This is a genomic window from uncultured Ruegeria sp. (genome assembly GCF_947504215.1).
Lineage (GTDB): Bacteria > Pseudomonadota > Alphaproteobacteria > Rhodobacterales > Rhodobacteraceae > Ruegeria.
Genome location: NZ_CANNGO010000001.1, coordinates 1,019,618 through 1,044,864, shown reverse-complemented (window position 1 = coordinate 1,044,864; position 25,247 = coordinate 1,019,618). Strand labels below are relative to the sequence as shown.

Here is a 25,247-nt window from a genome sequence, read left to right as displayed (position 1 = left end):
AGGCCAAGATGCGCTCTGTCACCAAAGACAATATCACCGAAGTGTTCATGGGATACCTGTCCAAAGACACCGATCCGCGGATGCGTGAAATCATGGGATCTCTGGTCAAGCACCTCCACGATTTCGCCCGTGAAACTAACCTGACGCATGACGAATGGCGCAGGGGAATTGCATTTTTGGAAGGGTGTGCCGCTGCGGAAACCGAAGACAGGCATGAGTTTATCTTGGCCTCGGACGTATTGGGCCTGTCATCGCTCGTGGACATGCTCCATTCAACTCCAGACGCCACAAGCTCGTCCGTTCTTGGGCCTTTTCACGTCTCTGGCGCACCGCCACTGCCATTCGGTGGTGATATGAAGCGTCACTACGGTGGGCCGGTTCTGCTGGCCGAGGGCGTTATCCGGGATGTCGAGGGTAATCCGATTGCCGGTGCGGAACTCGACATCTGGCAAACGGCGCCAAATGGAATGTATGCAAGCCAGGATGAAGAACAGGACACCTATTCTTTTCATGGCCTGATGACCACCGGTGACGACGGTAAGTATGCATTCACGACCGTCAAGCCAGTTGAATACACGGTGCCGTCAGATGGGCCTGTCGGGGACATCCTGCGCGCCTGCGGCCGCCATCCCTGGCGGCCTTCGCACCTGCACTTTATCGTCAGGGCGCCTGGCCACCAGTCTTTGGTTACTGAGATTTTTCCGGACGATGATCCCTATCTGGATCAGGATACAGTGTTTGGTGTACGGGACGATCTGGTGATGACCTATGTTGAACGGCCAGCTTCAGAATTTCCCGAAGGCATGGAACTTTCTGGCAAGATCACTGAACCTTTCTTGCACGTAAAGTTCGATGTGAAGCTAGCCAGAGTCTGAATGCTGTTGAGGATGCTTGAAGTGTTAAAATATATCTTCCTTTTAGTTGCAGTGGTGTTCAGCGCAGCGGCGATCGCAGAAGAGCGACCGATCTTCGATGCACATATTCATTACAGCCATGATGCCGTCAAACTGGTTCCACCCGAACAAGTGGCCAAAATCCTTCGGGACGCAGGTGTGCGGAAAGCACTGGTTTCCAGCTCGGATGACAATGGTACCCAATTGCTATTGGCCGCAGCGCCGGACATCGTTGTTCCGGCCCTTCGCCCTTATCGTCGTCGCGGTGAGATCAACACCTGGATGCATGATGAAACCGTAATCGATTATCTGGAAGCAAATCTGGCAAAGAACAAATACGAAGCCATCGGTGAATTCCACGCTTATGGAAACGACATTAAAACGCCAGTTATCCAGCGTATGATCGCACTGGCAAAGGAGCGGAACCTAATTCTGCACCACCACGGTGATCGCGAAGCGGTTGACCTGATTTTTGAGGCCTGGCCCGAGGCTCGGGTTCTGTGGGCCCATTCTGGCTTTGACGACCCGGCCAGTGTGGTCGATGCCCTAGACACCTATCCCAAGCTATGGGCCGATCTGGCGTTTCGTTCGGATATGGCCTCGCGCGGCCGTCTCGACCCGGATTGGAGGGCTGCGTTCGAAGCGCACCCTGATCAGTTCATGGTTGGTACAGATACATTCGCCCCGGAGCGTTGGTACTACGTCGGCTCTCATGCAGATTTTTCACGCCAATGGTTGGATTTGCTTCCAGACCAGATCGCGGACAATATCGCGTATGCCAATGCAGAACGTTTACTGGCATCAGAATGATCCGCTGGGTTTTCTGGTTTCTAGTATCATCCGGCGCGGCTGTTGCTTGTGAAGCGACAGGACAACGCATGGGTTCGGAAACTCAAAACGCACCTGAGGCGCATGTGGCAGTCGACGAAATTCCATTGGCCCAACCGTTTTCCATTCTCATTACCGTTTGCGACAATACTGACGTAGGCGAGATGCGTGTTGATGCACTAATGCCCGCTCATCAACATGACTTGAACTATACCCCTAAGGTCACCGCATTGGGCGATGGATTATTCCGAGTTGATAACATGCTGTTTCACATGCCGGGTCTGTGGGAACTGCAAGTTGACGTCGGCTTCGGCGATCGATCGGTATCCTACACTTCTAACGTCATGCTAAAATGAAGGTGTTGGTGACAACAGCGTTGTTTGTTCTGACAGATGCGGCGCGTGCAGAGGTCTTGTTATCAGAAGACCATATTCAACAAACGCTACCCTTCGGGCCGTGGCCGCCATCGTTCCAATCGGATCCAAGTAATAGGGTTTCAAACGATACAAGAGCAATTGCGCTGGGCGCGGCCTTATTCAACGATCCGGTGTTGTCCGTCGACGGTGCTTTTTCCTGCGCAAGTTGTCATGATCCAGAACAGGCATTTACAACGTTCGAGGCGCGAGCGCTCGGCCGTGTCTTGCTAGATCGAAACTCTCCATCACTGCGGAACCTTGCTGGTCTCCGGTGGTATGGATGGGGCGGCAAGAGTGACAGTCTTTGGGCAGCTAGTCTGCATCCGATCATCGAAGAACAAGAGATGGCACACAGTAAAGAAAGCCTGAAAACAGCTATCTCTGAAAGTAGCTACATTGATGAATTTGAAGCCATGTTTGGCGACATCCAGACACAAGATCCAGAACTCGTGCTGGTGAACACTGCCAAAACTCTATCCGCCTACTTGGAAACGTTGGCTACGGACCGGACTCAGTTTGACGATTTTCGTGATGCATTGGAACGCCGCGATTTGGCTATGGCGGCGAACTATCCCGAACCTGCCCAGCGAGGTCTTCAACTCTTTTTGGGCCGCGGAAAGTGTGTGTTGTGCCACAACGGCCCGGGGTTTTCCAACAACGAATTCCACGACGCTGGCGTACCATATTTTTTGAGTGAAACCGGAGTCGATGAGGGGAGGTTTGGTGGATTGAACTTTTTACTCTCCAGCGCTTACACACTGGATAGCGAGTGGAGCGACGATCCGGATAAGCAAGGTGCATGGGTTGTTCGCAGTGTACGCAGGAGTCACTCTGATTTTGGAACCTTTCGTACACCAAGCCTGCGGGGCGTGGCTGAAACCGCGCCTTACATGCATGACGGCAGCCTGATTGATTTGGAAGCAGTGATCCGACACTACAGCGAAATTGATACGGAAAGGTTGCACGTCGACGGTGAAGCCATTCTCTCGGAGTTGAATTTGACTGAGCAGGAGGTTGCAGACTTAGCTGCATTTTTGGTGTCACTGTCCAAAGCACCCTAGCACAAGGATAAGTTAACGGCTTGGGAACGAGTTATCTGGCTTGCAACCTTGTCGACCTTGGAAACTGTGCATTACTTCGCCGAGAAACCCTAGTCCCGAGGCTATGTGGGCCCATCGTGGACGTTTGAGCCAACTGGGGTACGCGATTTCACCGAAGCCGGATCTCAGTTGCGAGCTCACTGAAAAGTTTGATGTATATTGGCGGCTGTCTCAAGCAGCGCTTTTTCGATGATGGCTCTTTGTCTTGAAAACCGTGTCGTGGGGACGGGAATTGAGATCGCGTGTAAATCCCCAACCCAGTCGACAAAGGAAAATCCGATTGCCGACACGCCGGCTGAATGTTCGTCCAGGTCGTAAGCAAGTCCCTGCTTTCGGATCTTGTCCAACTCAGCCAGGAAATCTTCGAGACTTCTGTTAACGCCGTTTCGGTCCCACTCGTTTTGGATGAGCTTGATGGCATCCTCCGCCTTGAGTTTCGCCAGGCATGCTTTTCCGTTCGCCGTCGTGGTCAATGGGAAAACCTCCCCGACTTGGGAGACCGTAGTCAATCGGTAAACTCCCGGAACCTGGTCCAGAAAAACCATACCGATACCACGCATGACTGCGAGGTCTGTGGTTTCTCCGGTCTTCTGGGTCAATTCCGTCAATAGAAGCCGGCAGTGTTCTACAATATTGTAGTTAGCTGCGCCTGCGAGCACGTTCAGTTCAGGGCCGAGCCGCAACCCGCTTCCATTGGCGTCGGCAATAATAAACTTTTCTTCAGCAAGGGCACTTGTGATTCTCTGTACCGTAGAGCGGGGCAAGTCGACGCGTTCGGCGATTTTCCCCAGGCTCATTCCAGATTGGCTTTCCTTCAATACGCGCAGAATCGAAGCTGCTCGCGAAATAACCTGAATTCCACTTTTTTCAGTTTTTTCCGGCACTTAAGTCACCCTCGCACTTCTTACTGCCACTGCATATCGGTATGGATATCCAGCCACATTGCATCGCGATACGGTGCAAGTCAACCGTAATGTGAGTTTTATATTGACCGCATTGCGGTGCGCATGCATCATGATACAGGACAGGTGGGGAGGCCACCCAGACGATTCAAAGCGACAAACGCCGCATCGTCGGCGAACAGAGGAGATATGCCCAATGGTTGAAATCCGCGGTATCGAGTTCCAGGGCAATACCGACAATGACATGGGGTTGGAGTTTCATAACCTGAGTCACAGATACGGGTTCCAGTGCCCCAACTGGCCGTACTTCAAGGACGTCCAGATCGACCGGAAACACTACATGGCGAAGTCGGGCGTCCTGTCGCAAACAATTACCACGACCATGCATGTGACCACGCATATCGATGCACCGGCACATGTTGTTCAGGGAACGCCGTTCATCGACGAGGTTCCGCTGCCGCATTTCTTCGGTTCGGGCCTGGTGGTTTCTGTCCCCAAGAAGAAATGGGAGCAAATCACAGGCGATGACCTCGAGAAGGCCTGTGGGCATGCGATCCGCAAAGGTGATGTTCTGATCATCAATACCGGTTGGCACAAACAGTACGAAGATGGTGACTACTTCGCCTACTGCCCAGGTCTTGTTCCTTCGGCCGCCGAGTGGATGATCGAAAAGGGTGTGAAAGTCGTTGGCCACGATACCCAGGCGAACGATCACCCGCTGGCAACGGCCATTGGTCCGCAGCGAAACGGTCCGATCATGCCGCATCTTGAGAAGGAATATCTTGAGTGGTCGGGCGGAACCCCGTGGGAGGTAGATTTCCCTGAATGGGAACCGGTGCACAATATGCTGTTCTCGAAGGGTATTCTTGGAATTGAAAATGTTGGAGGTGACCTTGATGCGGTGACCGGCAAGCGATGCACCTTCGCATTCTTTCCTTGGAACTGGGACCGTGGCGATGGCTGCATCATCCGCCTGGTGGCGATGATCGACAAGAGTCAGTCCTACCGCATCGAAGCTGGCGAAGACTTCTGAACACTCACAGACCGGTCGCCAGTTCGCTGGCGGCCGCCATTAACCTTGAACGGAGACGGATATGCACCTGAAGCGTTTTCAAGACGCCCAACCCTATGAAGCACCGAACCATTTTGGGTGCCATGGGCTTCGTCTGCAGGGGTTTGAGGAAGGCGGGCCAACAAATCAGTGGGTCGGTTTCAGCCAATTCTTACCTGGGGGCGGGGCAGGGCCGGACTCTACTCCGTTTGAGAAAGTCTACGTGGTTTTGAAAGGCGAGATGACCGTCATCGTAGACGACACCGAAACTACTCTTGGTCCCATGGACAGCTGCACGATCGCGCCGGGCGAAGTTCGTAAAATTGAAAACCGTTCGAACCACACCTGCAAGATGCTTGTCGTCATTCCGTACCCGCCAGAAAGCTGAGGACGAATAGAATGTCTGATCCACTCAAGATGTTTGATGTTAAGGGCAATGTCGCACTGATCACGGGGGCCTCTGGAGCTTTTGGCATGGTGGCCGCGCGTGTTCTTGCCGGTGCTGGTTGCAACTTGGTTTTGGCAGCAGGCAACCAACAAGCGCTCGATGAGATTGCCATAGAGTGCGAGAAGCTCGGAGCTACTGTTGTAACAGTGAACACACGCCCAAACGATGAGGCGTCATGCGACGCATTGGTCGATGAAGCGGTCAACAGTTTTGGCAAGCTAGACATTCTCGTTGTCGCGTCCGGCATGAACAAAGTCGCTCCAATCAACGAAATGGCTCCCGAAACCTTCGATGCGGTGATGGATGCCAACGTCAATCAAAGCTGGTTGCTCGCGCGTTCGGCTGCGAAACAGATGAAGGTCAGCGAATACGGCAAGATCATCTTCGTCAGTTCCGCCCGCAGTATTCTTGGCCATCCGGCTGGTTATACTGCGTATTGCGCCTCAAAGGCTGCAGTAAACGGGATCACCAAAGCCTTGGGGTGTGAGCTCGGGCCGACCGGAATTACCGTCAACGCGATTGCTCCGACAGTGTTCAGGTCTCCTTTAACAGCTTGGATGTTCGAAGACACCGACGAGGCCAAAGCTGTGCGCGATGGCTTCCTTACCCGTGTTCCCAAGGGGCGACTGGGTGAGCCAGAAGACCTTGCCGGTCCTCTACTGTTTCTCGCGTCGCGCGCATCTGATTTCTACACCGGGCATATCCTTCATGCCGACGGTGGATATACGGCGGGCTAAATGATGGTGCGTAAAAAACAGCAGATGGCAGTGATTGGCGCAGGCCTGATGGGCCATGGCATTGCACTGACTTTGGCAAAAGCAGGCCAATACGTCGCCGTCACAGATCCTGTGGAAGAGGCTCGGAACACAGTGTCAGAGCGCATTCGCACCAGTATGGCCGCGATGGGGGATGGCGAAGCGACCATCACAAAGACCCTCAAGTTGATTGAGGTCTTTGCGACAACGGCAGATGCAGTCCGAACTGCGGACGCGGTTTTCGAAGCGGCGCCGGAAAAATTGGAACTTAAGCAAGAGATATTTGCTGAAATCGAGGCGCACGCACCAGAGACTTGCATTCTCGCATCCAATACTTCGGTCATGCCGATCACTCAGATCATGTCTGGTTTGCGGCTGAAAAACCGGGCCATCGGAACGCATTGGTGGAACCCGCCGCATATGATCCCGTTGGTCGAGGTCATCAAGACTGAGTGGACAGACTCAGAGACTGCACAGACAATGTACGATCTATTGAAGGATGCCGGAAAAACTCCGGTGATGGTCGAAAAGGATGTGCCCGGCTTTATTGGAAACCGGCTTCAGCACGCCTTATGGCGTGAAGCGGTCAGCCTGGTGGAAAACGGTATCTGCAACGCAGAGGCGGTTGATACCGTAATCAAGTCCAGTTTTGGCCGCCGGTTGGCAGTGCTTGGACCGTTAGAGAACGCTGACCTTGTTGGCACCGATCTGACGCTCGATATCCATGAAAACGTGCTGCACGATCTTGAGGCGCACAAGGGCCCCTCAACCTATCTCAAGGCGCTCGTCGATGCGGGCAAGCTGGGCATGAAATCCGGCGAAGGGTTCAGAAAGTGGGCCGAAGGCGAGGCGGATGAAGTTCGCCAGCGTGTCGCAACGCATCTGAAGAATCTCGAGAAGACTTTGTAAGATCAATCAAACACTGGCGGGAGGCCGGTGAAGGGAGGACGCAATGACAAGGATTTTCAAAACAGCCACGAGGCGTGGTTTCATAGCCGGTGCCACAGCGGCGATTGCTGCGCCGGCCATCCTTCGGGCAACGCGGGCCTATGCCGCGAACCCGACGCTGCGGATCGGTAATGTCAGCCCGCGCACCGGGCCACTGGCCGGTTTTGCCGAGGCCGACGAATATGTGCTGCAAGCCATTCAGCAGGTCTTTTCGGCGGGGTTGGACAACAATGGCAAGACCTGGAATGTCGAAATTATCTCAAAAGACAGCCAGTCCAATCCAAACCGAGCAGCAGAGGTCGCCGCTGACCTAATCTTGGGTGATGAGGTCGATATCATCGTTGCGGCTTCAACGCCGGACACCGTGAACCCTGTCGCCGATCAGGCAGAGATTAATGAAGTTCCTTGCATCACAACCGACTGCCCATGGCAGCCGTACTTCTTTGGCCGCAACGGCGTTCCGGGCGAAGGGTTTGAGAACACCTATCACTTCTTCTGGGGTCTTGAAGACGTTATCGCCGCATTCCTCGACATGTGGGACAAGACCGGCGTGGCCAAGACCGTGGGGGGGCTTTTCCCCAACGATGCCGACGGCAATGCCTGGGGTGATGCGGAACTGGGTCTGCCCGAACCGCTTGCCGCCACCGGTTACACGCTCACCGATCCCGGCCGTTATCAGCCGCTGTCCGATGACTTCTCAAACCAGATTGCAGCGTTTAAAGCGGCTGGATGTGAAATCGTTACCGGCAACATGATCCCGCCGGATTTCGCGACGTTCTGGAGCCAGGCCGCACAGCAAGGATTCAACCCCAAGGTCGTCACGATCGGCAAGGCGCTGTTGTTCCCGTCTGTCATTGAATCGCTCGGTGATCGTGGCGATGGGTTGTCGACCGAGGTCTGGTGGTCTCCACATCACCCGTTCTCGTCCTCGCTGACCGGCATTTCGTCGAAACAACTGGCAGAAGGGTACACAGCAGAGTCGGGACGTCCGTGGACGCAACCGCTTGGTTTCAAACACGCTCTGTTCGAGGTCGTCGCGGACGTGATCAAACGGGCTGATGATCTGGAAGACCCGTCTTCGATCATCTCGGCGATCACATCTACGAACCTGAATACCATCGTCGGACCGGTGAACTGGGGTGATGGGCCTATGAACAACGTAACTAAGACGCCACTGGTCGGCGGTCAGTGGCAAAAGTCCGGGGACGCGTATGAGTTGCAGATCGTTGCAAACAGCACCGCGCCCGAGGTTCCGGTGACGGCAGACATGAAGCTGCTGGGCTGACCAATTGTTCGGCGCCGATCTTGGCGCCGAACCCTTCATCCGAGAGAAGCATGACAACAATCCTGAATCTCCAAGACCTGAGCAAGGCATTTGGCGCAGTCACTGTCGCCGATGCGCTGAACTATCAGGTCCAACAAGGTGAGGCACTTGGGGTGATTGGCCCCAATGGCGCCGGTAAAACCTCGATGTTCAATCTGATTACAGGGACGTTGAAACCGAATTCCGGACGTATCGACTTTGATGGTCAGAACGTCACCAAATGGAGCGCGGCAAGACGCAGCCATGCAGGGATCGCCCGTTCGTTTCAGGTCCCGCAGCCGTTTTCGGGCATGACCGTTTTCGAAAACGCCATGATCGCTGCCACGCAATCGGCTGGGCTGCGTGGGCACCAAGCTGAACGGTTTTGTCTGGAAGTACTGGATCAAACCGAGCTGCTGCCAAAGGCAAACGTTCTTGCAGGCAGCCTGACATTGCTGGAACGAAAACGCCTTGAACTGACGCGCGCGCTTTGCGCCAAGCCAAGATTGCTGCTGCTGGACGAAATCGCCGGTGGGCTGACCGAAGCCGAGTGTAAATCACTGGTTCAAACCATCAAGGACATTCATGCCTCCGGCGTCACCATCATCTGGATCGAACACGTCGTGCACGCCCTGCTGGCCGTTGTCGACCGCCTGATCGTTATCGATTTCGGAAAAAAGATCGCCGAGGGCGAGCCGCAAACAATCATGGAAAGCACTGAAGTCAAAGAGATCTACCTGGGGATCGAAGCCGATGCATGATCCAATTCTCCAGACACGCGGTTTGAACTCATACTACGGCGACTTCCAAGCGCTCTACGACGTCGAACTGGACGTAGGCGAGGGCGAAGTCCTTGCCATTATTGGTGCAAATGGTGCGGGAAAAACCACCTTGATGCGGTCCATCACAGGGTTGCTGACGAACGGACCGGGTCAGATCCATTACCGGGGGCAGGATATCAGCCGCCTTCGCGCGGACGAGGTTGCCGAACTTGGTCTGGCGATGGTGCCCGAGGGTCGTCAACTGTTCCCCTCTTTGTCAGTCAAAGAGAACCTGATGATCGGAGCTCAGGTTGGCCGCAAAGGCCCCTGGGATCTGAAAGCCGTCTACGATCTGTTTCCGATCCTTGAAGAGCGAAAAGATCAGGCCTCTACTTCACTCTCTGGCGGTCAACAGCAGATGGTTGCTATCGGGCGGGCTCTCATGGCCAATCCCGATCTGATCCTCTTTGACGAAATCAGCCTCGGGTTGGCACCGATTATCATCAAGGACATCTACCAAGCGCTTCCCGGCATTATTGGCGAGGGTATGAGCGCGATCATCGTTGAACAGGACATCACCAAGGCACTGTCGGTCTCGAGCCGGGTCTACTGTCTGCAAGAGGGGCGCGTTTCGCTGGAAAGCGCGTCTGACACCGTTTCGCGCGAAGACATCTCGCGCGCTTATTTCGGGATTGAATAACATGGAATGGCTCAACGCTATCGTGCAGGGAACTCTACTCGGCGGGCTTTACGCTCTGTTCGCGGCAGGGTTGTCATTGATCTTTGGAGTCATGCGGCTGGTCAATATTGCCCATGGTGACCTGATTGTGCTGGCCGCGTATCTCGGGCTGACGGTTACGACCGCGACGGGAATGCATCCGATGGCTGCTTTGGTGATCGTTGTTCCCGCAATGGCGTTGATCGGATATGCCCTTCAGCGCGGCCTTCTGAACCAAACTTTAGGCGACGATATTCTTCCGCCCTTGCTTGTCACCTTCGGCCTGAGTGTGATCATCCAGAACGGGTTGCTGGAGGTCTACACCGCAGACCCCCAAACATTGAATGCCGGTGCGCTGGAAACAGCAAGCGTTGCCGTGGGCGGTGTGGCACTCGGAATCTTACCGCTTCTCACTTTCGGTATCGCCATCGCGGTGATCTGGGGGCTGCAATGGACCTTCTATCATACCGCTCTGGGGCGCGCGTTCCGTGCCGTTTCGGACAATCAGGACATCGCCCAGTTAATGGGCCTTAATCGTCGGCACATCTTTGGTCTGGCCATGGCTCTGGCCCTAGGTGTGACGGCGATTGCCGGTATCCTGCTTGGGATTCGGACCAGCTTTGATCCCTCAATCGGCGGCGGTCGTCTAATCTTTGGCTTCGAGGCCGTCATTATCGGGGGCCTCGGCAACCTTTGGGGTACACTGGTTGGCGGCGTGATCCTTGGTGTTGCGCAGACCATCGGTGCCAAGATCGATCCGGGTTGGCAGCTGCTTGCTGGCCATATCGCCTTTCTTGTCATTCTTGCCGTTCGTCCGAACGGCCTCTTCCCGAGGGTTTCCGGATGAATCTGCAAGACTATTCCGTATCTCGATCGTCAAAAGCAGCCCGAGTTGCTGCGCTCCTTGCCGCAGTCACTCTACTCGTTCTGATAGCAGCACCCTGGTGGGCGGGCCGCGCTGACATGCGACTGATGGGCGAGCTGTTTCTCTACCTGTCCCTCGCCACCCTTTGGAACCTCATGGCGGGTTACGCCGGTCTCGTCTCGGTTGGTCAGCAGGCCTATGTCGGCTTTGGCGGCTACATGCTCTTCGCGCTTACGATGCTGGGAGGGTTGAATCCATTGGTTGCTATCGCAGCCGCGGGAGTGCTGGGGGCTTTGATCTCAATCCCGGTTGCTGTTCTGATCTTCAGGCTCCGCGGCGCCTATTTTGCCATAGGTACATGGGTCATCGCCGAAGTCTTTCGATTGAGCTTCGCACAAATCTCTGCGCTTGGAGGGGGATCAGGATCTTCGCTGCCCGTCGGCATCGTGAAATCGCTGGCGTCCGGTCGAGCGATGCGAGAGGCGCTGAGTTATTGGCTGGCGCTCGGGGCCGCTGTTCTGGTGGTGACAGCCGTCTATCTCTTCCTGCGCTCTCGGCAAGGGTTGGCGCTGACGGCAATTCGCGACAACGAACTGGCTGCCGGTAGTCTTGGCATCGATATCTGGCGCACAAAATTCATCGTATATGTCGTCACATCGGCCTTCACCGCGATGATTGGTGCCCTCATTTTCTTGCAAAAGCTGCGCATATCACCGGATGCCGCCTTCAGCGTCAACGACTGGACCGCCTTTGTCATCTTCATCGTGGTGATCGGCGGCATCGGCACAATCGAGGGCCCGATTATCGGCACGCTTGTTTTCTTTGCCCTGCGCGAAACGCTGGCCGATCTCGGAACAACTTACCTGATCGTTCTTGGCGTCGTTGCGATTGTCGTCATGCTCAAGGCCCCCAAAGGCATCTGGGGCGTTATCCGCAGCCGCTATGATCTGCAACTTTTTCCGCTGGGCTACCGCGTGAAGCACATCGGACAATCCAAGGAAAACTGAACCCATGGCCCGACAGAAAAAGACCATAATCACCTGTGCCGTAACTGGTGCAATCCACACGCCGACAATGTCAGATGCATTGCCCTACACCTATGACGACATCGCACAGCAGGCGGTCGAAGCTGCCGAGGCCGGTGCTTCGATCCTGCACCTGCATGCGCGCCACCCCGAGAACGGCTCACCATCGGTCGACCCGAATGACTTCGCGCCTTTCCTGCCGCGCATCAAACAAGCGACGGATGCTGTCGTGAACCTATCGACTGGCGGATCGCTGACACTGTCCATTCAGGACCGGATCAATCCGGCAAAGACTTTCAGCCCCGAGATGTGTTCTATGAACATGGGTTCGATGAACTTCTCGTTTCATCCACTGGCCAAACGGTATGGCGATGACGATTGGAAGTTTGATTGGGAGAAGGACTATGTTGCGAACTCCGATCAGAACATCTTTCGCAATACGTTCCGTGACATTCGCGAAGCGGCCGAAACTCTGGCCCCGCATGACATCAAGTTCGAACACGAATGTTATGATGTCGGCCATTTGTACAACCTTAAGTTCTGTATGGATATAGGACTGTTCAAAGCGCCGATATTCATTCAGTTCATTTTTGGTATCCTCGGTGGCATCGGCCCCGAGGTCGATAACCTGATCTTCATGAAACACACTGCAGATAGGCTGTTTGGTGACGACTATCGTTGGTCCGTTCTAGGAGCTGGCGGCGCGCAAATGGCACTTGCCACCACTGCAAGCCAGATGGGCGGTAACCTTCGTGTCGGACTGGAGGACAGTTTGTTCATCTCTCGCGGAAAACTGGCCGAGAGCAATGCTCAGCAAGTATCCAAAATTAGACGTATCGTAGAGGATCTGGGCAGTCAGGTTGCTTCGCCCGATGAAGCTAGGGAAATTCTGGATTTGAAGGGTGGAGATCGGGTGGCCTTTTAGGCGTTCAGTCCCGACATCTTGTGGACAGGATTAATAATGAATCGATCCGACTCGGCAGCCCAGGTTTTGAAAGTGTCTTCTTAGGGCCTGAGTCCCCCGTGTGTTTTCAACCTGCCAGCAACACGTTGTTTTTTAACAGAATCGGCGGAAATCCGACATTCGCACGCAGGTTCGGGTTCACGTGGGTCGAGTTGCCCAATCGGACTTGAGACAATGGCCGCCCCCACTGCTAGCGAAATTCAGCACTGCGACAACTACGGGCTCCCCAAGCGAGATGCGACTTCGCGTTGCCGATGGGAATGGTATTGGTCCTTCGGGACCCAAGGTGAACGTCAGATGTATGAGCCAAAAACTCGATCCTATGCTCGGAGACCAGGCTCAAAGCAGTTTTCTTTGACGGCATGCAAAAAAACTGTGCAATCATTCTGCTACATCAAAATAAACGCTGTTAAATTGGGCGAACCCGTAGCCTGACAGAGAGTTTGATGGTTTTCGAATTGTCATCAACAAAGCTTGGGCTCAATTGAGTTCGCATGAAACAACACCTGACTGTCGTTGTAGTCGAGCAAAATCAAGAACACGCTTTCGCGATTGTAGATGCCTTAAAAGAGTCCGGAGATGTAGACGTCTTTGTAATCGGTAATGTCTCAGGGTTAGCACGTCAGATTGCGACGCACAGCCCGGACATTGTTCTGATTGATATAGACAATCCATCGCGCGATATGCTGGAAGAATTGACCGTTGCTTCGGGCCCAATGGAACGCCCTGTGGCAATGTTTGTATCCAGTGCGGCTGGCGGATTGGCCAAGGCAGCAGTTGAGGCAGGCATGTCCGCATACGTCGTCGACGGTCTTCAGGCCGATCGGATCAAACCCGTTATGGATATCGCTATCGCACGGTTTCAGATGCTGCGTCAGATGCGCGTTGAATTGGAAGAAACGCGCCGCGCACTGGAAGAGCGTAAGCTGATCGACCGGGCCAAGGGGCTGATAATGAAAGCAAAAGGCTTTCAGGAGGATGAGGCCTACGCTCTGCTGCGCAAAACAGCGATGAACCAGAACCGGCGCGTGGCGGATGTAGCCGAAGCCTTAGTGACAGCTTCGGGGTTGCTATCGTGAGAACCGTTACCTTACCCGTCGCTTATATGCCGCTGGTCGATGCGGCCCCGTTGATCGTCGCGCGCGAGATGGGGTTCGACCATGCCGAGGGCATCTCGCTGGACCTGCAGCCAGCTCCTTCGTGGTCATCACTGCGCGATATGCTGGCCTTTGGCCATGTCGATGCAGCGCATTTGCTTTCTCCGATCCCTGTGGCGATGGCCTTGGGTTTGGGCGGCATCGCGACACCGCTTTCCGCGGTGTCCGTCCTATCCCTGAATGGCAACGTGATTGGTGTTGGCACCAATCTGGCGGGACGGCTAGCCGATTTGGGATATGGCTTCGATTTTAAGGATGCCGAAGCGGCAGGCGCTGGCTTGACCAAGGCTGCCAGCGACGTTCTTGTCTTCGGGGTGCCTTTCCCGTTTTCGATGCATGTCGAATTGCTACGTTATTGGGTAGCAGGAACCGAACTTGCTTCGAAACAGGTCGAAATTCGCACCGTACCACCGCCATTGATGGCGCAGGCACTTGCGACCGGTGAGATCGATGCCTTCTGCGTGGGTGAACCTTGGGGTTCCGTTGCCGTAGACGACGGCGTCGGTACTTTGCTCCTGCCGGGTCGCGCAATCTGGACCTGTGCGCCGGAGAAGGTGCTAGCCGTCCGAAACGGCTGGGCCGAAACCGAGCCCCACCTGTTGGGCAGCCTTATGCGAACGGTCTGGCGCGCGGGTCGGTGGCTGTCTAACCCAGAAAGCCGGACAACCGCATCTGAGATGCTGTCGCGCAAAGCCTATCTGAATGTCTCGCCCGAGTTGATCGACCGCGCTCTTATAGGCGACTTCACGATTTCCGGGCTTGGAGAGCAGCGCCATGTGGAGGGGTTTGTCGAGTTCTTCGACGGAGCCGCCACCTTTCCATGGCGTAGTCAGGCGAAGTGGGTCGCGCATCAACTTGCAATACGAAACGGGTTGGACGCTGGTATTGCGGAACGTCAGGCAGCCAAAGTCTTTCGCAGCGATCTGTATCGTCGCGAATTGCAGAGCCTTGGCGTTGAAACACCCGGTGCATCCGAGAAGCTGGAAGGTGCATTGACCGAGTCGACCGCGGTCGCGTCGACCAATGGCAGTCTGATTCTGCCTCGAAACGTGTTTTTCGACCGGCGCGTTTTCGAGCCGACCGGGTGAGATTGCACAATTTTTTTGCACTGCAGCATTAGAGTTTGCTGCGGTGCAGAATTTCTCACGACGAAATGGCAAAAACTGATGACGTCCTGACGTCTGACGGGCTTAATCGTCTAATCGGCAGGCAACGACGCTTACCGACGGAATTCGCCCACAATCCAGGGCACCTATCAAGAGCAAAGCCGCTCGACCATCCGCCACCTCCTCCCGGCGGACTGTGTCGGCGGCTTTTTTGTTTGCCCATGGGGTTGGGCTGAACCGAAAGGGATCGAGATGAAAAAGCTACTTTTGAGCCTGGCAGCGACGACATCGTTTGTCTCTCCTGCATTTGCTGAGTTGGAACTGGAGAAAGACGAACTAACCTTTGGCTTTATCAAGTTGACAGACATGGCACCGCTGGCTGTGGCCTACGAGCAAGGATACTTCCTTGATGAAGGCCTGTTCGTCACGCTGGAAGCACAAGCCAACTGGAAGGTGTTGCTGGACGGTGTGATCGATGGTCAGTTGGATGGCGCGCATATGCTGGCCGGGCAACCCTTAGCGGCGACCATCGGGTACGGGACGGAAGCCCATATTATCACTCCGTTTTCGATGGACCTGAATGGCAATGGCATCACCGTGTCCAACGAAATCTGGGAAGAGATGAAGCCGAACATCCCTGTGATGGATGACGGCCGTCCGCAGCACCCGATTAGTGCCGAGGCGCTCGCTCCAGTTGTTGAGAAATACAAATCTGAAGGCAAGCCCTTCAACATGGGCATGGTCTTCCCGGTTTCGACCCATAACTACGAACTACGCTACTGGCTGGCCGCTGGTGGCCTGCACCCTGGCTACTATAGCCCCGAAAACGTCACCGGTCAGATCGGAGCGGATGTTTTCCTGTCGGTGACGCCACCGCCGCAGATGCCCGCCACTTTGGAGGCAGGCACAATCTATGGCTACTGCGTGGGTGAGCCCTGGAACCAGCAAGCGGTGTTCAAGGGCATCGGCGTTCCGGTCATCACCGACTATGAACTTTGGAAGAACAACCCCGAAAAGGTTTTTGGCATCACTGCCGAATTCGCCGAGGAATACCCGAACACCACCTTGGCCGTGACCAAGGCGCTGATCCGCGCGGCGCAGTGGCTGGATGAAAACGAAAATGCCAACCGTCCGGAAGCGGTCGAAATCCTCAGCCGCCCGGAATATGTCGGCGCGGATTACGATGTTATCGCCAACTCGATGACCGGGACTTTCGAATACGAAAAGGGCGACAAACGTGACGTTCCGGATTTCAACGTGTTCTTCCGCTATCACGCGACCTACCCGTTCTACTCGGACGCTATCTGGTACCTGACCCAGATGCGTCGCTGGGGCCAGATCCCCGACTCCAAGCCAGACAGCTGGTACGACGAGATCGCCAAGTCAGTCTACAAGCCCGAGATCTATCTGGAAGCCGCGCGCTTGCTGGTCGACGAAGGCCTGGCGAATGACGACGACTTCCCTTGGAACAGTGACGGCTACAAAGCGCCGACCCCGTCAGAGGATATCATCGACGGTATCGCCTATGACGGTCGCACCCCCAACGCCTATCTCGAAAGCCTGTCTATTGGTCTGAAGGGCGACCAGAAGATCGTTGGCTCGGACGTACAAGGCTAATCCCGAAACGCCACACCCGGCTGATGTCGGGTGTGGACTCCAAGGTGCCCCGCCATCGCAAGGACACAAAAGATGACAACGGTCGATCCCGAATTCAACACAGACGTCGCGCGGCAACAGCGTCGCGCCCGCCTTTTCACTCGCATCAACGCAGCCGATAAATGGTTTCAGGTACTGGGCCTCAGTTGGGCCACACCCGTTCTGAAGGCCGCCGCCGGAGACAATCCCCGCGCTCAGATGACCGAGATCTGGCGGTTGCTGATCATTCCGCTACTGTCTATCTGCGCCTTTTTGTTGCTATGGGGTACGTTGGCACCCAAGGTGCAGACCTCTCTGGGCGCGGTTCCCGGACCGGCTCAGGTTTGGGGGGAAATGGTAAGCCTGAACAAAGACGCAAAGGCCAAAGCGGCCAAGCGAGCCAAGTTCGAGGCAATGGTCGAGAAGCGCAATCAGAAATTCATTGACGCAGGCCAGCCCGAGAAGGTGAAAAACGTCGCCTTCACCGGGGCTCCGACGTACTACCAACAAATCTGGACCTCGATCAAAACCGTGTTCTTCGGGTTTTTGATCGCCATTGTGATCGCGGTTCCGCTCGGTATCGCTGCTGGCCTGTCTCCGACCGCAAATGCCGCCCTAAACCCACTGATCCAGATCTTCAAACCGGTCTCACCTCTGGCATGGCTGCCGATCGTGACCATGATCGTCTCGGCTGTTTATGTCACCAATGACGGCTGGTTCGCCAAATCCTTTTTGATCTCGGCCATTACCGTGACCCTGTGTTCGCTGTGGCCCACGCTGATCAACACCGCGCTGGGTGTGGCGTCCATCGACAAGGATTTGGTGAACGTGTCCAAGGTGTTGAAAATGAACACCTATACCAAGATCACCAAGCTGGTTCTACCGTCGGCGCTACCGTTGATCTTCACCGGCCTGCGCCTGTCGCTTGGCGTCGGATGGATGGTTCTGATCGCGGCCGAAATGCTGGCGCAGAACCCCGGTTTGGGGAAGTTCGTCTGGGATGAGTTCCAGAACGGTTCGTCCAGCTCTCTGGCCAAGATCATGGTTGCAGTATTCACCATCGGCATCATCGGCTTCTTGCTGGATCGGGTGATGTACGCGCTGCAATCCCTCTTTACCTTTACCAACAACCGGTGAGCGCGATGAGCATTCTAAGCTTCAAAAACGCCTCGAAATCCTTTGGCGAGGGCACCGCGCGGACCGATGTCTTGAATGACATCAATCTGGAGGTGCAGGAGGGCGAGTTTCTGGTCATCCTCGGCTTTTCCGGCACCGGGAAAACCACCCTGATCAACCTGCTGGCGGGGCTGGATAACCCAACCGGCGGCGAGGTCACATTCAAGGATGCCCCGATCAAGGGACCTGGGCCGGATCGTGGTGTGATCTTCCAGAACTACTCGCTGATGCCATGGCTAACGGTCAGCGGCAATGTGGGGCTCGCGGTCGATACGGTCTTTCCCGGTCTCAACAAGGCTGACAAGGCCGCGAAGGTCGCGCATTATGTGAAAATGGTGGGCCTGAGCCACGCCGCGATGCGCCGCCCGGCGGAATTGTCCGGCGGGATGCGCCAGCGGGTTAATGTGGCGCGCGCCTTGTCGATGAACCCCGAGGTTTTGCTGTTGGATGAACCTCTGTCGGCGCTTGACGCACTGACCCGCGCCAATCTGGCAGATGAGATCGAACATATCTGGGAAGCCGACAAGAAAACCTGTGTCCTCATCACCAATGACGTAGATGAGGCGATCATTCTGGCTGACCGCATCATTGCCCTGAACCCAGATGGGACGCTGGGGCAGGAATTCCGCGTCTCGATCCCCCGCCCGCGCGACCGCGGGGCCATGAACAATGACGAGACCTTCAAACACTTGCGCGCGGACGTCACCAAATACCTGATGGATGTAGGCATTGAGGCCAAAGTCGAAGGTTCGCGCATCCTGCCGGATGTGACGCCGATCCATGGTGTGCCGACTGCGGTGGCTGAGGCGCAGAAGGGGCTGATCGAGAACCGGTTCCTCGACTTCTCGCAACTGCACAAGGTCTATCCAACGCCCAAAGGTCCGCTGACCGTGGTTGAGGATTTCGACCTGAAAATCGACAAGGGTGAGTTCATCTCGCTGATCGGCCATTCCGGCTGCGGCAAGTCCACGGTTCTGACTATGGCTGCGGGTCTGAACGATATCTCGAAAGGCGCGATCAAGCTGGATGGCCGTCACGTCGAAGGCGCCGACCCCGAACGCGCTGTGGTGTTCCAATCTCCCAACCTGTTCCCCTGGCTGACCGCCAAGGAGAACGTCGCGATTGGCGTCGACAAGGTCTATCCCAAGGCAAGCATCGCCGATCGGCAGGACGTGGTGGAGTACTATCTGGAACGCGTCGGACTGGCCGATGCGATGGACAAATCTGCCTCGGATCTCTCGAGCGGTATGAAGCAACGCGTCGGTATTGCACGCGCTTTTGCCCTGTCGCCCAAACTGCTGCTGCTGGATGAACCGTTCGGAATGCTCGACAGCCTCACGCGATGGGAATTGCAGGAAGTGCTGATGGAGGTCTGGTCCCGCACCAAGGTCACCGCGATCTGTGTGACCCATGATGTGGACGAGGCGATCCTGCTGGCTGACCGGGTGGTGATGATGACCAACGGCCCGCAGGCGACGATCGGCAAGATCACCAAAGTCGACCTGCCGCGTCCGCGCACCCGCAAGGCCCTGCTGGAGCATCCGGATTACTACGCCTATCGGCAGGAAGTCCTCGATTTCCTGGAAGAATACGAACACGGCGCCAAGCCGAAATCTCCTGCCCCAAAAGCTATTGCAGCGGAGTAAAACCATGAAACAAAGACTTGTTGTCATAGGTGCAGGCATGGCCTCGGGAAGGGTGTTAGAACACCTGACCGACTCTGCCCCTGACGCGTTCGATATCACCCTTTTCAACGCCGAGCCACGCGGAAACTACAACCGCATCATGCTGAGTCCGGTGCTGTCGGGTGAGAAGTCCTATGAAGAGATCGTCACCCATGATGACGCCTGGTATGCCGAGCGCGGCATCGCCTGCCGTTTTGGCGAGAAAGTGGAAAAGATCGATCGCGAGATGAAAGTGGTAGAGGGCGCGAACGGGCATGTGCCCTATGACAAACTCGTTGTCGCGACCGGGTCGAATCCTTTCATCATCCCGCTGCCCGGTCACGATCTTGAGGGCGTGATCGCTTATCGCGATCTGGAAGATACCCAACAAATGATGGACATGGGTCCCGACAACAAGGTTGTCGTGATTGGCGGCGGTCTGCTGGGGCTTGAGGCGGCGGCAGGTATGGCCGCGCACGGTGTTGACGTGACCGTAGTGCACATCATGGGCCACTTGATGGAGCGCCAGTTGGACGAAGCCGCAGGCTACCTGCTGAAGAAATCGCTGGAAGACAAAGGCATTAAGATCTGCCTGCAGGCGAACTCAAAGGAGATCCTTGGGCGGAGCGGAAAAGTCCGCGCGCTGCTGCTGGATGACGGAACCGAGCTGCCCTGTGACCTGCTGGTCATGGCTGTGGGCATCCGCCCGAATACGGCGCTGGCACAGGACACTGGTCTGGCCATCGGGCGCGGTATCCATGTCGATGACCAGATGCTGACCTCGGACCCGGACATCTACGCCGTCGGGGAATGTGTTGAGCATAATGGGGAGGTCTTCGGCCTTGTCGCGCCGCTTTATGATCAGGCAAAAGTGGCGGGGCAGGCGATTTTGGACGAGGAAGCTTCCTTCGTCCAGAAAAGCCTATCGACCAAGTTGAAAGTCACCGGCTGTGACCTGTTTAGCGCGGGCGATTTCGCCGATGGCCCGGGGCGCGAGGATATCGTGTTCCGTGATCCTTCGCGCGGGGTCTACAAACGACTCGTGATTGAAGAGGACTGTCTGATCGGCGCAGTCATGTATGGCGATACCGCCGATGGCAGTTGGTTTTTCGGCCTGATCAAGGACGGCACCAACATTGATGAAATGCGCGAGACTCTGATCTTCGGCCCGGCCTATCAGGGGGGCGATACTGCGGACCCTCTCTCAGCCGTTGCAGCATTGCCGCCTGAGGCGGAGATTTGCGGCTGCAACGGCGTATGCAAGGGCGATATTGTAGAGGCGATAAGCGCGGGTGCCGGTGATCTGGGCGCAGTGCGTGCTAGCACCAAGGCCAGCGCATCTTGCGGGACGTGCACCGGTCTGGTCGAGCAATTGCTGCAGGTCACTCTGGGCGACGGGTTCGAGATGCCGACCACGCAGTCGATCTGCGGTTGTACCGATCTGACGCATGAGGATGTGCGTCGTCTGATCAAGGGCCAAGAGCTGAAGAGTCAGGCCGCCGTCTGGCAAGAACTAGGCTGGAACACGCCCAACGGCTGCCACGTCTGCCGTCCGGCGATCAACTATTACCTGCTGGCAGATTGGCCTCTGGCGTATCAGGACGATCCGCAAAGCCGGTTCGTGAACGAACGCAAACACGCCAACATACAGAAGGATGGCACATTCAGCGTTGTGCCACGCATGTGGGGCGGGATCACCACGCCCGAGGAGTTGCGAGCGATTGCCGATGCGGCGGACAAATACGACGTGCCAACAGTCAAAGTGACCGGTGGCCAACGTATCGACTTGTTGGGGGTGAAGGGCGAGGACCTGCCCTTAATCTGGTCGGATCTAAACAAGGCGGGGTTGGTCTCAGGTCATGCCTATTCCAAGGGGTTGCGCACAGTAAAAACCTGCGTTGGCACTGATCATTGCAGGTTTGGGACCCAAGACAGCACGGGGCTCGGCATCAAACTTGAGAAGACTCTCTGGGGGTCTTGGACACCGCACAAACTCAAGCTGGCTGTCTCGGGCTGCCCCCGGAATTGTGCCGAGGCGACCTGCAAGGATATCGGCGTGGTCTGTGTCGACTCCGGCTACCAGATCAGCATCGGCGGGGCCGCGGGTATGGATGTGAAAGAGACTGAAACACTATGCCAGGTGTCTACAGAAGATGAAGCGATCGAAGTCGTGATGGCAGTCACCCAGGCTTACCGAGAAGGCGGTAAGTATCTGGACCGCCTTTATAAATGGCTAGGGAAGGTCGGCATGGACTGGGTCAAAGCTCAGGTCGTCGATGATCTTCAAAACCGCGACGCCTTGGTCGCCCGGTTCGAGCTGTCCCAAAGTATCTACCGCAAGGATCCCTGGGCCGAACATGTGCGGGAGAAGGCGCAGACCTACGGGCCGATCGCAGATTTCACACTGGAGGCCGCGGAATGAGCTGGATCGACATCGGACATATCGACGAGGTGCCGTTGCGTGGCGCGCGCCTGGTGAAAACCCATATAGGTTGTATCGCCGTCTTCCGCACCGCCGAGACGGAAGTCTACGCCGCCACCAATAGCTGCCCGCACAAGGGCGGGCCTCTGTCCGAAGGTATCGTGCATGGCCAGTCGGTCACTTGCCCGCTGCACAACTGGGTTTTTGACCTGAACACGGGTGAGGCGCAGGACGCTGATGAAGGTCGGATCAACACCTATCCAGTGCGTCTCGAAGACGGTCGTATCCTGCTGGACGATAGTGCGGTTACCCGGCGGAGCGCGGCCTGATGGATGGAACCGGCCTGCCTGAGGTCCGCTCGACTTGTGCCTATTGCGGTGTCGGCTGCGGGGTCCTGTTGTGTCACGATGGGGCCGGAGGGTTGGCGGTACGCGGTGATCCGGACCACCCGGCGAATTACGGGCGCTTGTGCTCGAAGGGCTTGGCGTTGGGCGAAACGATTGGGCTGGAAAAGCGATTGCTGACTCCTCGCGCCTTTGGCCAGGACACCAGCTGGGACAATGCGTTGCAACTGGTCGCGGATCGGTTCTCAGCCGCTATAGATGAGCACGGGTCGGACAGTGTGGCCTTCTACGTCTCGGGCCAGTTGCTGACCGAGGATTACTATGTCGCCAACAAGCTTATGAAAGGCTTCATGGGTTCGGCGAATATCGACACCAACTCGCGGCTTTGTATGGCCTCAACCGTGGCCGGGCACAAACGCGCCTTCGGGACGGACACAGTGCCCGGAACCTATGAGGATCTAGACCAGGCGGATTTGGTTGTATTGGTTGGCTCGAACCTCGCTTGGTGTCATCCCGTTCTCTATCAGCGGGTCATTGCGGCGCGTCAGGCGCGCGGTACAAAGATTGTGGTTGTTGACCCACGTCGAACAGCTAGCTGCGATCAAGCCGACCTGCATTTGGCACTGCAGCCGGGCGGCGACGTGGCGCTGTTCAACCGCTTGCTAACCAGAATTCACCAAACTGGGCATGTGGCAGCGGATTTCTTAGATCGCAGCGTTGGGTTCTCTGAGACCCTTGAGCTGGCACAGCTTGACGATCCCGATGAGACGGGGCTTAGCCCTGATGAGATTGAGGCGTTTTGCGATCTGTGGATTGGTACCGAGCGGGTTGTTACGATCTTTAGTCAGGGTGTGAACCAATCCTCAAGCGGAACCGACAAGGTCAACGCGATCCTGAATTGCCATTTAGCCACCGGTCGGATCGGGCACGCAGGGATGGGGCCGTTCTCAGTCACAGGTCAGCCAAACGCCATGGGCGGCCGAGAGGTGGGCGGCTTGGCCAATATGCTCGCCTGCCATTTGGATATCGAAAACGAAACCCACAGTGCAGCCGTCCGGGATTTCTGGAAGGCGCCCAAGATGCCAAAGAAGCCGGGGTTCAAAGCAGTTGATCTGTTTCGCGCCGTCGAACGCGGCCAGATCAAAGCGCTTTGGGTCATCCACACCAATCCAGCGGTCACCATGCCAGATGCAGACAGAGTGAAAGCTGCTATCAAAAACTGCCCATTCACAGTTGTAAGCGACCTGACTGCTCAGACAGACACCGCTCGCATCGCAGACGTATTGCTGCCAGCTGCGGGTTGGGGCGAAAAAAGCGGTACAGTAACCAATTCCGACCGCACGATCAGCAGACAACGCGCTGTGCTGACACCCCCGGGACAAGCGCGCGCGGACTGGCATATCCTGGCCGAGGTGGGTCGCCGCATGGGATGGACAAAGGCTTTCAGCTATGAGTCTCCTGCGCAGATTTTTCGAGAATACGCAAACATGACCTCCCTTGCCGTGTTGTTTGGCAAGGACTTCGACATTGCAGGATTTTCAGACATTGATGACGAAGACTATGAGGCGCTGAGCCCAACACGGTGGCCGACGACATCGCGCACTAAAGACGGGCGTTTCTTTGGCGACGGGCAGTTTTTCCATCCAGATGGCAAAGCGCGTTTTGTTCCTGTCGCCCACAGACCACCCGAGGCAGAAATTTCTGAACGATACCCTTTCCTATTGAACACAGGGCGGAATCGGGATCAGTGGCACACTATGACCCGGTCTGGCTTGTCGCCTCGTCTATCGGCCCATCTTGCCGAGCCCTATGTGGAGATTAACCCGAAGGACGTTGATCGACTGGGTCTTGGTACTGCCGATTTGGTCGAAATTAGCAGTTCAGTCGGAAGCGGCATCTTTCGGCTTCGCATCACGGAAGCTATCGCCCCGGGTCAGGTATTTGCGCCTATTCACTGGACGGGCGAAACGTCCCCAGCAGCCCGTGTGGACGCGCTTGTTCCAAGTGTGACCGATCCGATTTCCGGACAGCCGGAAAGTAAGGCAACACCAGTTTCTGTACGACGTATGAATGCCGCTTGGTACGGTTTTGCCGTTTCAGTTGCTGCTGCCTCGCCTAAGGCAGACTATTGGGCAACCACCAGAGCGGCCAAAGGATACAGGATGGAGTTGGCCGGGAAACACGTCATCGACGACTGGGAAAGCACCGCCCGAGAGTGGTTCGGATTACGCAATGCCGTGGCAACTTCTGTAGAAGATTCAAAGAGTGGATCGTACAGAATTGCGCTGTCGGAGGGGCGGCGCATATTGGCGGTGCTCTTCGTATCCCGAAAACCTATCACACTGATGCGGGACTACTTGGCAACCTTGCCCGAGGTCGCACCCCAGCAGATTCTGTCCGGCCGTTCATCTGCGGCTTCGGAAGACTGCGGACCAATCGTCTGTTCGTGTTTCGGGGTCGGGCTAAGAACCATCATCCGCGCTATTCACGACAAGCGTTTGATCAGTGTGAACGATATCGGAGATGCTCTTCAGGCTGGAACGAACTGCGGTTCTTGCCGGCCAGAGATAGCTGATTTGGTCACTGAGCATTCGAAACTACTTCACGAGGAGTCGGAGCATTGCCCGCAAGAGTAAAACATAGGGTCTGATTGCTCTTGCTACAGGTTGGGCGCCCGAAAGTGGCCACCGGAGTAATCGCAGCGAATTGGCGCTTCGTTGCGAGCTTCGGTCATGTTTGACAGTCGCACCGAGTGACGGGCTTGCC

Annotated in this window: 23 protein-coding genes; 22 read left to right on the top strand and 1 reads right to left on the bottom strand. The window is 56.0% G+C overall.

Annotated features, from left to right (window positions below; genetic code table 11):
- The first annotated feature begins 8 nt into the window (after positions 1-8).
- The 4 genes from Q1B21_RS05085 to Q1B21_RS05070 all read left to right on the top strand — a co-directional run bounded on the left by Q1B21_RS05085 (position 9) and on the right by Q1B21_RS05070 (position 3,198).
- On the top strand, positions 9-875 hold the full coding sequence (locus Q1B21_RS05085) for a dioxygenase (RefSeq protein ID WP_299886643.1): 867 nt from the start codon (positions 9-11) through the stop codon (positions 873-875).
- 21 nt (positions 876-896) lie between these two features.
- Positions 897-1,703 (top strand): amidohydrolase family protein, encoded by an 807-nt coding sequence (locus Q1B21_RS05080; RefSeq protein ID WP_299886640.1) that lies wholly within the window; start codon positions 897-899, stop codon positions 1,701-1,703.
- A gap of 68 nt (positions 1,704-1,771) precedes the next feature.
- Positions 1,772-2,077 (top strand): hypothetical protein, encoded by a 306-nt coding sequence (locus tag Q1B21_RS05075; protein ID WP_299886637.1) that lies wholly within the window; start codon positions 1,772-1,774, stop codon positions 2,075-2,077.
- Positions 2,078-2,085: 8 nt separating this feature from the next.
- The gene (locus Q1B21_RS05070) at positions 2,086-3,198 is read left to right on the top strand and encodes a cytochrome c peroxidase (RefSeq protein WP_299886634.1); all 1,113 of its coding nucleotides are present in this window, start codon (positions 2,086-2,088) and stop codon (positions 3,196-3,198) included.
- 176 nt (positions 3,199-3,374) lie between these two features.
- Here the strand turns inward: Q1B21_RS05070 and Q1B21_RS05065 are convergent, their stop codons facing one another.
- Positions 3,375-4,121, bottom strand: coding sequence for an IclR family transcriptional regulator (locus Q1B21_RS05065; RefSeq protein WP_299886631.1), 747 nt, complete (start codon positions 4,119-4,121; stop codon positions 3,375-3,377).
- 214 nt (positions 4,122-4,335) lie between these two features.
- Between Q1B21_RS05065 and Q1B21_RS05060 the strand changes: the two genes are divergently transcribed.
- The 18 genes from Q1B21_RS05060 (at position 4,336) to Q1B21_RS04975 (ending at position 25,117) form a co-directional block, all read left to right on the top strand.
- Positions 4,336-5,172 (top strand): cyclase family protein, encoded by an 837-nt coding sequence (locus Q1B21_RS05060; protein ID WP_299886628.1) that lies wholly within the window; start codon positions 4,336-4,338, stop codon positions 5,170-5,172.
- 61 nt (positions 5,173-5,233) lie between these two features.
- Complete coding sequence (locus Q1B21_RS05055; protein ID WP_299886625.1) at positions 5,234-5,578, top strand: cupin domain-containing protein; 345 nt, start codon at positions 5,234-5,236, stop codon at positions 5,576-5,578.
- An 11-nt stretch (positions 5,579-5,589) separates the two neighbouring features.
- Positions 5,590-6,375, top strand: a complete 786-nt coding sequence (locus tag Q1B21_RS05050) for an SDR family oxidoreductase (protein ID WP_299886623.1) — start codon at positions 5,590-5,592, stop codon at positions 6,373-6,375.
- Positions 6,376-7,302, top strand: coding sequence for a 3-hydroxyacyl-CoA dehydrogenase family protein (locus tag Q1B21_RS05045; RefSeq protein WP_299886620.1), 927 nt, complete (start codon positions 6,376-6,378; stop codon positions 7,300-7,302).
- 43 nt (positions 7,303-7,345) lie between these two features.
- Positions 7,346-8,626 carry an ABC transporter substrate-binding protein gene (locus tag Q1B21_RS05040; protein ID WP_299886617.1) on the top strand — a complete coding sequence of 427 codons (1,281 nt, stop codon included), beginning with the start codon at positions 7,346-7,348 and terminating at the stop codon, positions 8,624-8,626.
- 50 nt (positions 8,627-8,676) lie between these two features.
- Positions 8,677-9,405, top strand: a complete 729-nt coding sequence (locus tag Q1B21_RS05035; RefSeq protein ID WP_299886614.1) for an ABC transporter ATP-binding protein — start codon at positions 8,677-8,679, stop codon at positions 9,403-9,405.
- The gene (locus tag Q1B21_RS05030) at positions 9,398-10,105 is read left to right on the top strand and encodes an ABC transporter ATP-binding protein (protein ID WP_299886611.1); all 708 of its coding nucleotides are present in this window, start codon (positions 9,398-9,400) and stop codon (positions 10,103-10,105) included. Before Q1B21_RS05035 ends, Q1B21_RS05030 begins: the two co-directional genes overlap by 8 nt.
- 1 nt (position 10,106) lies before the next feature.
- A complete protein-coding gene (locus Q1B21_RS05025) occupies positions 10,107-10,970 on the top strand; it encodes a branched-chain amino acid ABC transporter permease (protein WP_299886608.1) in 864 nt (287 codons plus the stop codon).
- The gene (locus tag Q1B21_RS05020; RefSeq protein ID WP_299886606.1) at positions 10,967-11,995 is read left to right on the top strand and encodes a branched-chain amino acid ABC transporter permease; all 1,029 of its coding nucleotides are present in this window, start codon (positions 10,967-10,969) and stop codon (positions 11,993-11,995) included. Before Q1B21_RS05025 ends, Q1B21_RS05020 begins: the two co-directional genes overlap by 4 nt.
- A gap of 4 nt (positions 11,996-11,999) precedes the next feature.
- The gene (locus Q1B21_RS05015; protein ID WP_299077418.1) at positions 12,000-12,938 is read left to right on the top strand and encodes a 3-keto-5-aminohexanoate cleavage protein; all 939 of its coding nucleotides are present in this window, start codon (positions 12,000-12,002) and stop codon (positions 12,936-12,938) included.
- Positions 12,939-13,471: 533 nt separating this feature from the next.
- Positions 13,472-14,056, top strand: coding sequence for an ANTAR domain-containing response regulator (locus Q1B21_RS05010; protein WP_298933981.1), 585 nt, complete (start codon positions 13,472-13,474; stop codon positions 14,054-14,056).
- A complete protein-coding gene (locus tag Q1B21_RS05005; RefSeq protein ID WP_299886601.1) occupies positions 14,053-15,222 on the top strand; it encodes a CmpA/NrtA family ABC transporter substrate-binding protein in 1,170 nt (389 codons plus the stop codon). The genes Q1B21_RS05010 and Q1B21_RS05005 overlap by 4 nt, the downstream gene beginning before the upstream one ends.
- Positions 15,223-15,492: 270 nt before the next feature.
- Positions 15,493-16,857 carry a CmpA/NrtA family ABC transporter substrate-binding protein gene (locus tag Q1B21_RS05000; RefSeq protein WP_299886598.1) on the top strand — a complete coding sequence of 455 codons (1,365 nt, stop codon included), beginning with the start codon at positions 15,493-15,495 and terminating at the stop codon, positions 16,855-16,857.
- A gap of 72 nt (positions 16,858-16,929) precedes the next feature.
- Entirely contained in the window at positions 16,930-18,012 is a 1,083-nt protein-coding gene (locus tag Q1B21_RS04995; protein WP_299886596.1) for an ABC transporter permease, read from the top strand.
- Between the two features lie 5 nt (positions 18,013-18,017).
- Entirely contained in the window at positions 18,018-19,697 is a 1,680-nt protein-coding gene (locus tag Q1B21_RS04990; RefSeq protein ID WP_299886593.1) for an ABC transporter ATP-binding protein, read from the top strand.
- Between the two features lie 4 nt (positions 19,698-19,701).
- Positions 19,702-22,137 (top strand): nitrite reductase large subunit NirB, encoded by a 2,436-nt coding sequence (gene nirB, locus Q1B21_RS04985; protein ID WP_299886591.1) that lies wholly within the window; start codon positions 19,702-19,704, stop codon positions 22,135-22,137.
- Complete coding sequence (gene nirD, locus Q1B21_RS04980) at positions 22,134-22,466, top strand: nitrite reductase small subunit NirD (protein ID WP_298933969.1); 333 nt, start codon at positions 22,134-22,136, stop codon at positions 22,464-22,466. Before nirB ends, nirD begins: the two co-directional genes overlap by 4 nt.
- Positions 22,466-25,117, top strand: a complete 2,652-nt coding sequence (locus tag Q1B21_RS04975; RefSeq protein ID WP_299886587.1) for a nitrate reductase — start codon at positions 22,466-22,468, stop codon at positions 25,115-25,117. The genes nirD and Q1B21_RS04975 overlap by 1 nt, the downstream gene beginning before the upstream one ends.
- The last annotated feature ends 130 nt before the right edge of the window (positions 25,118-25,247 follow it).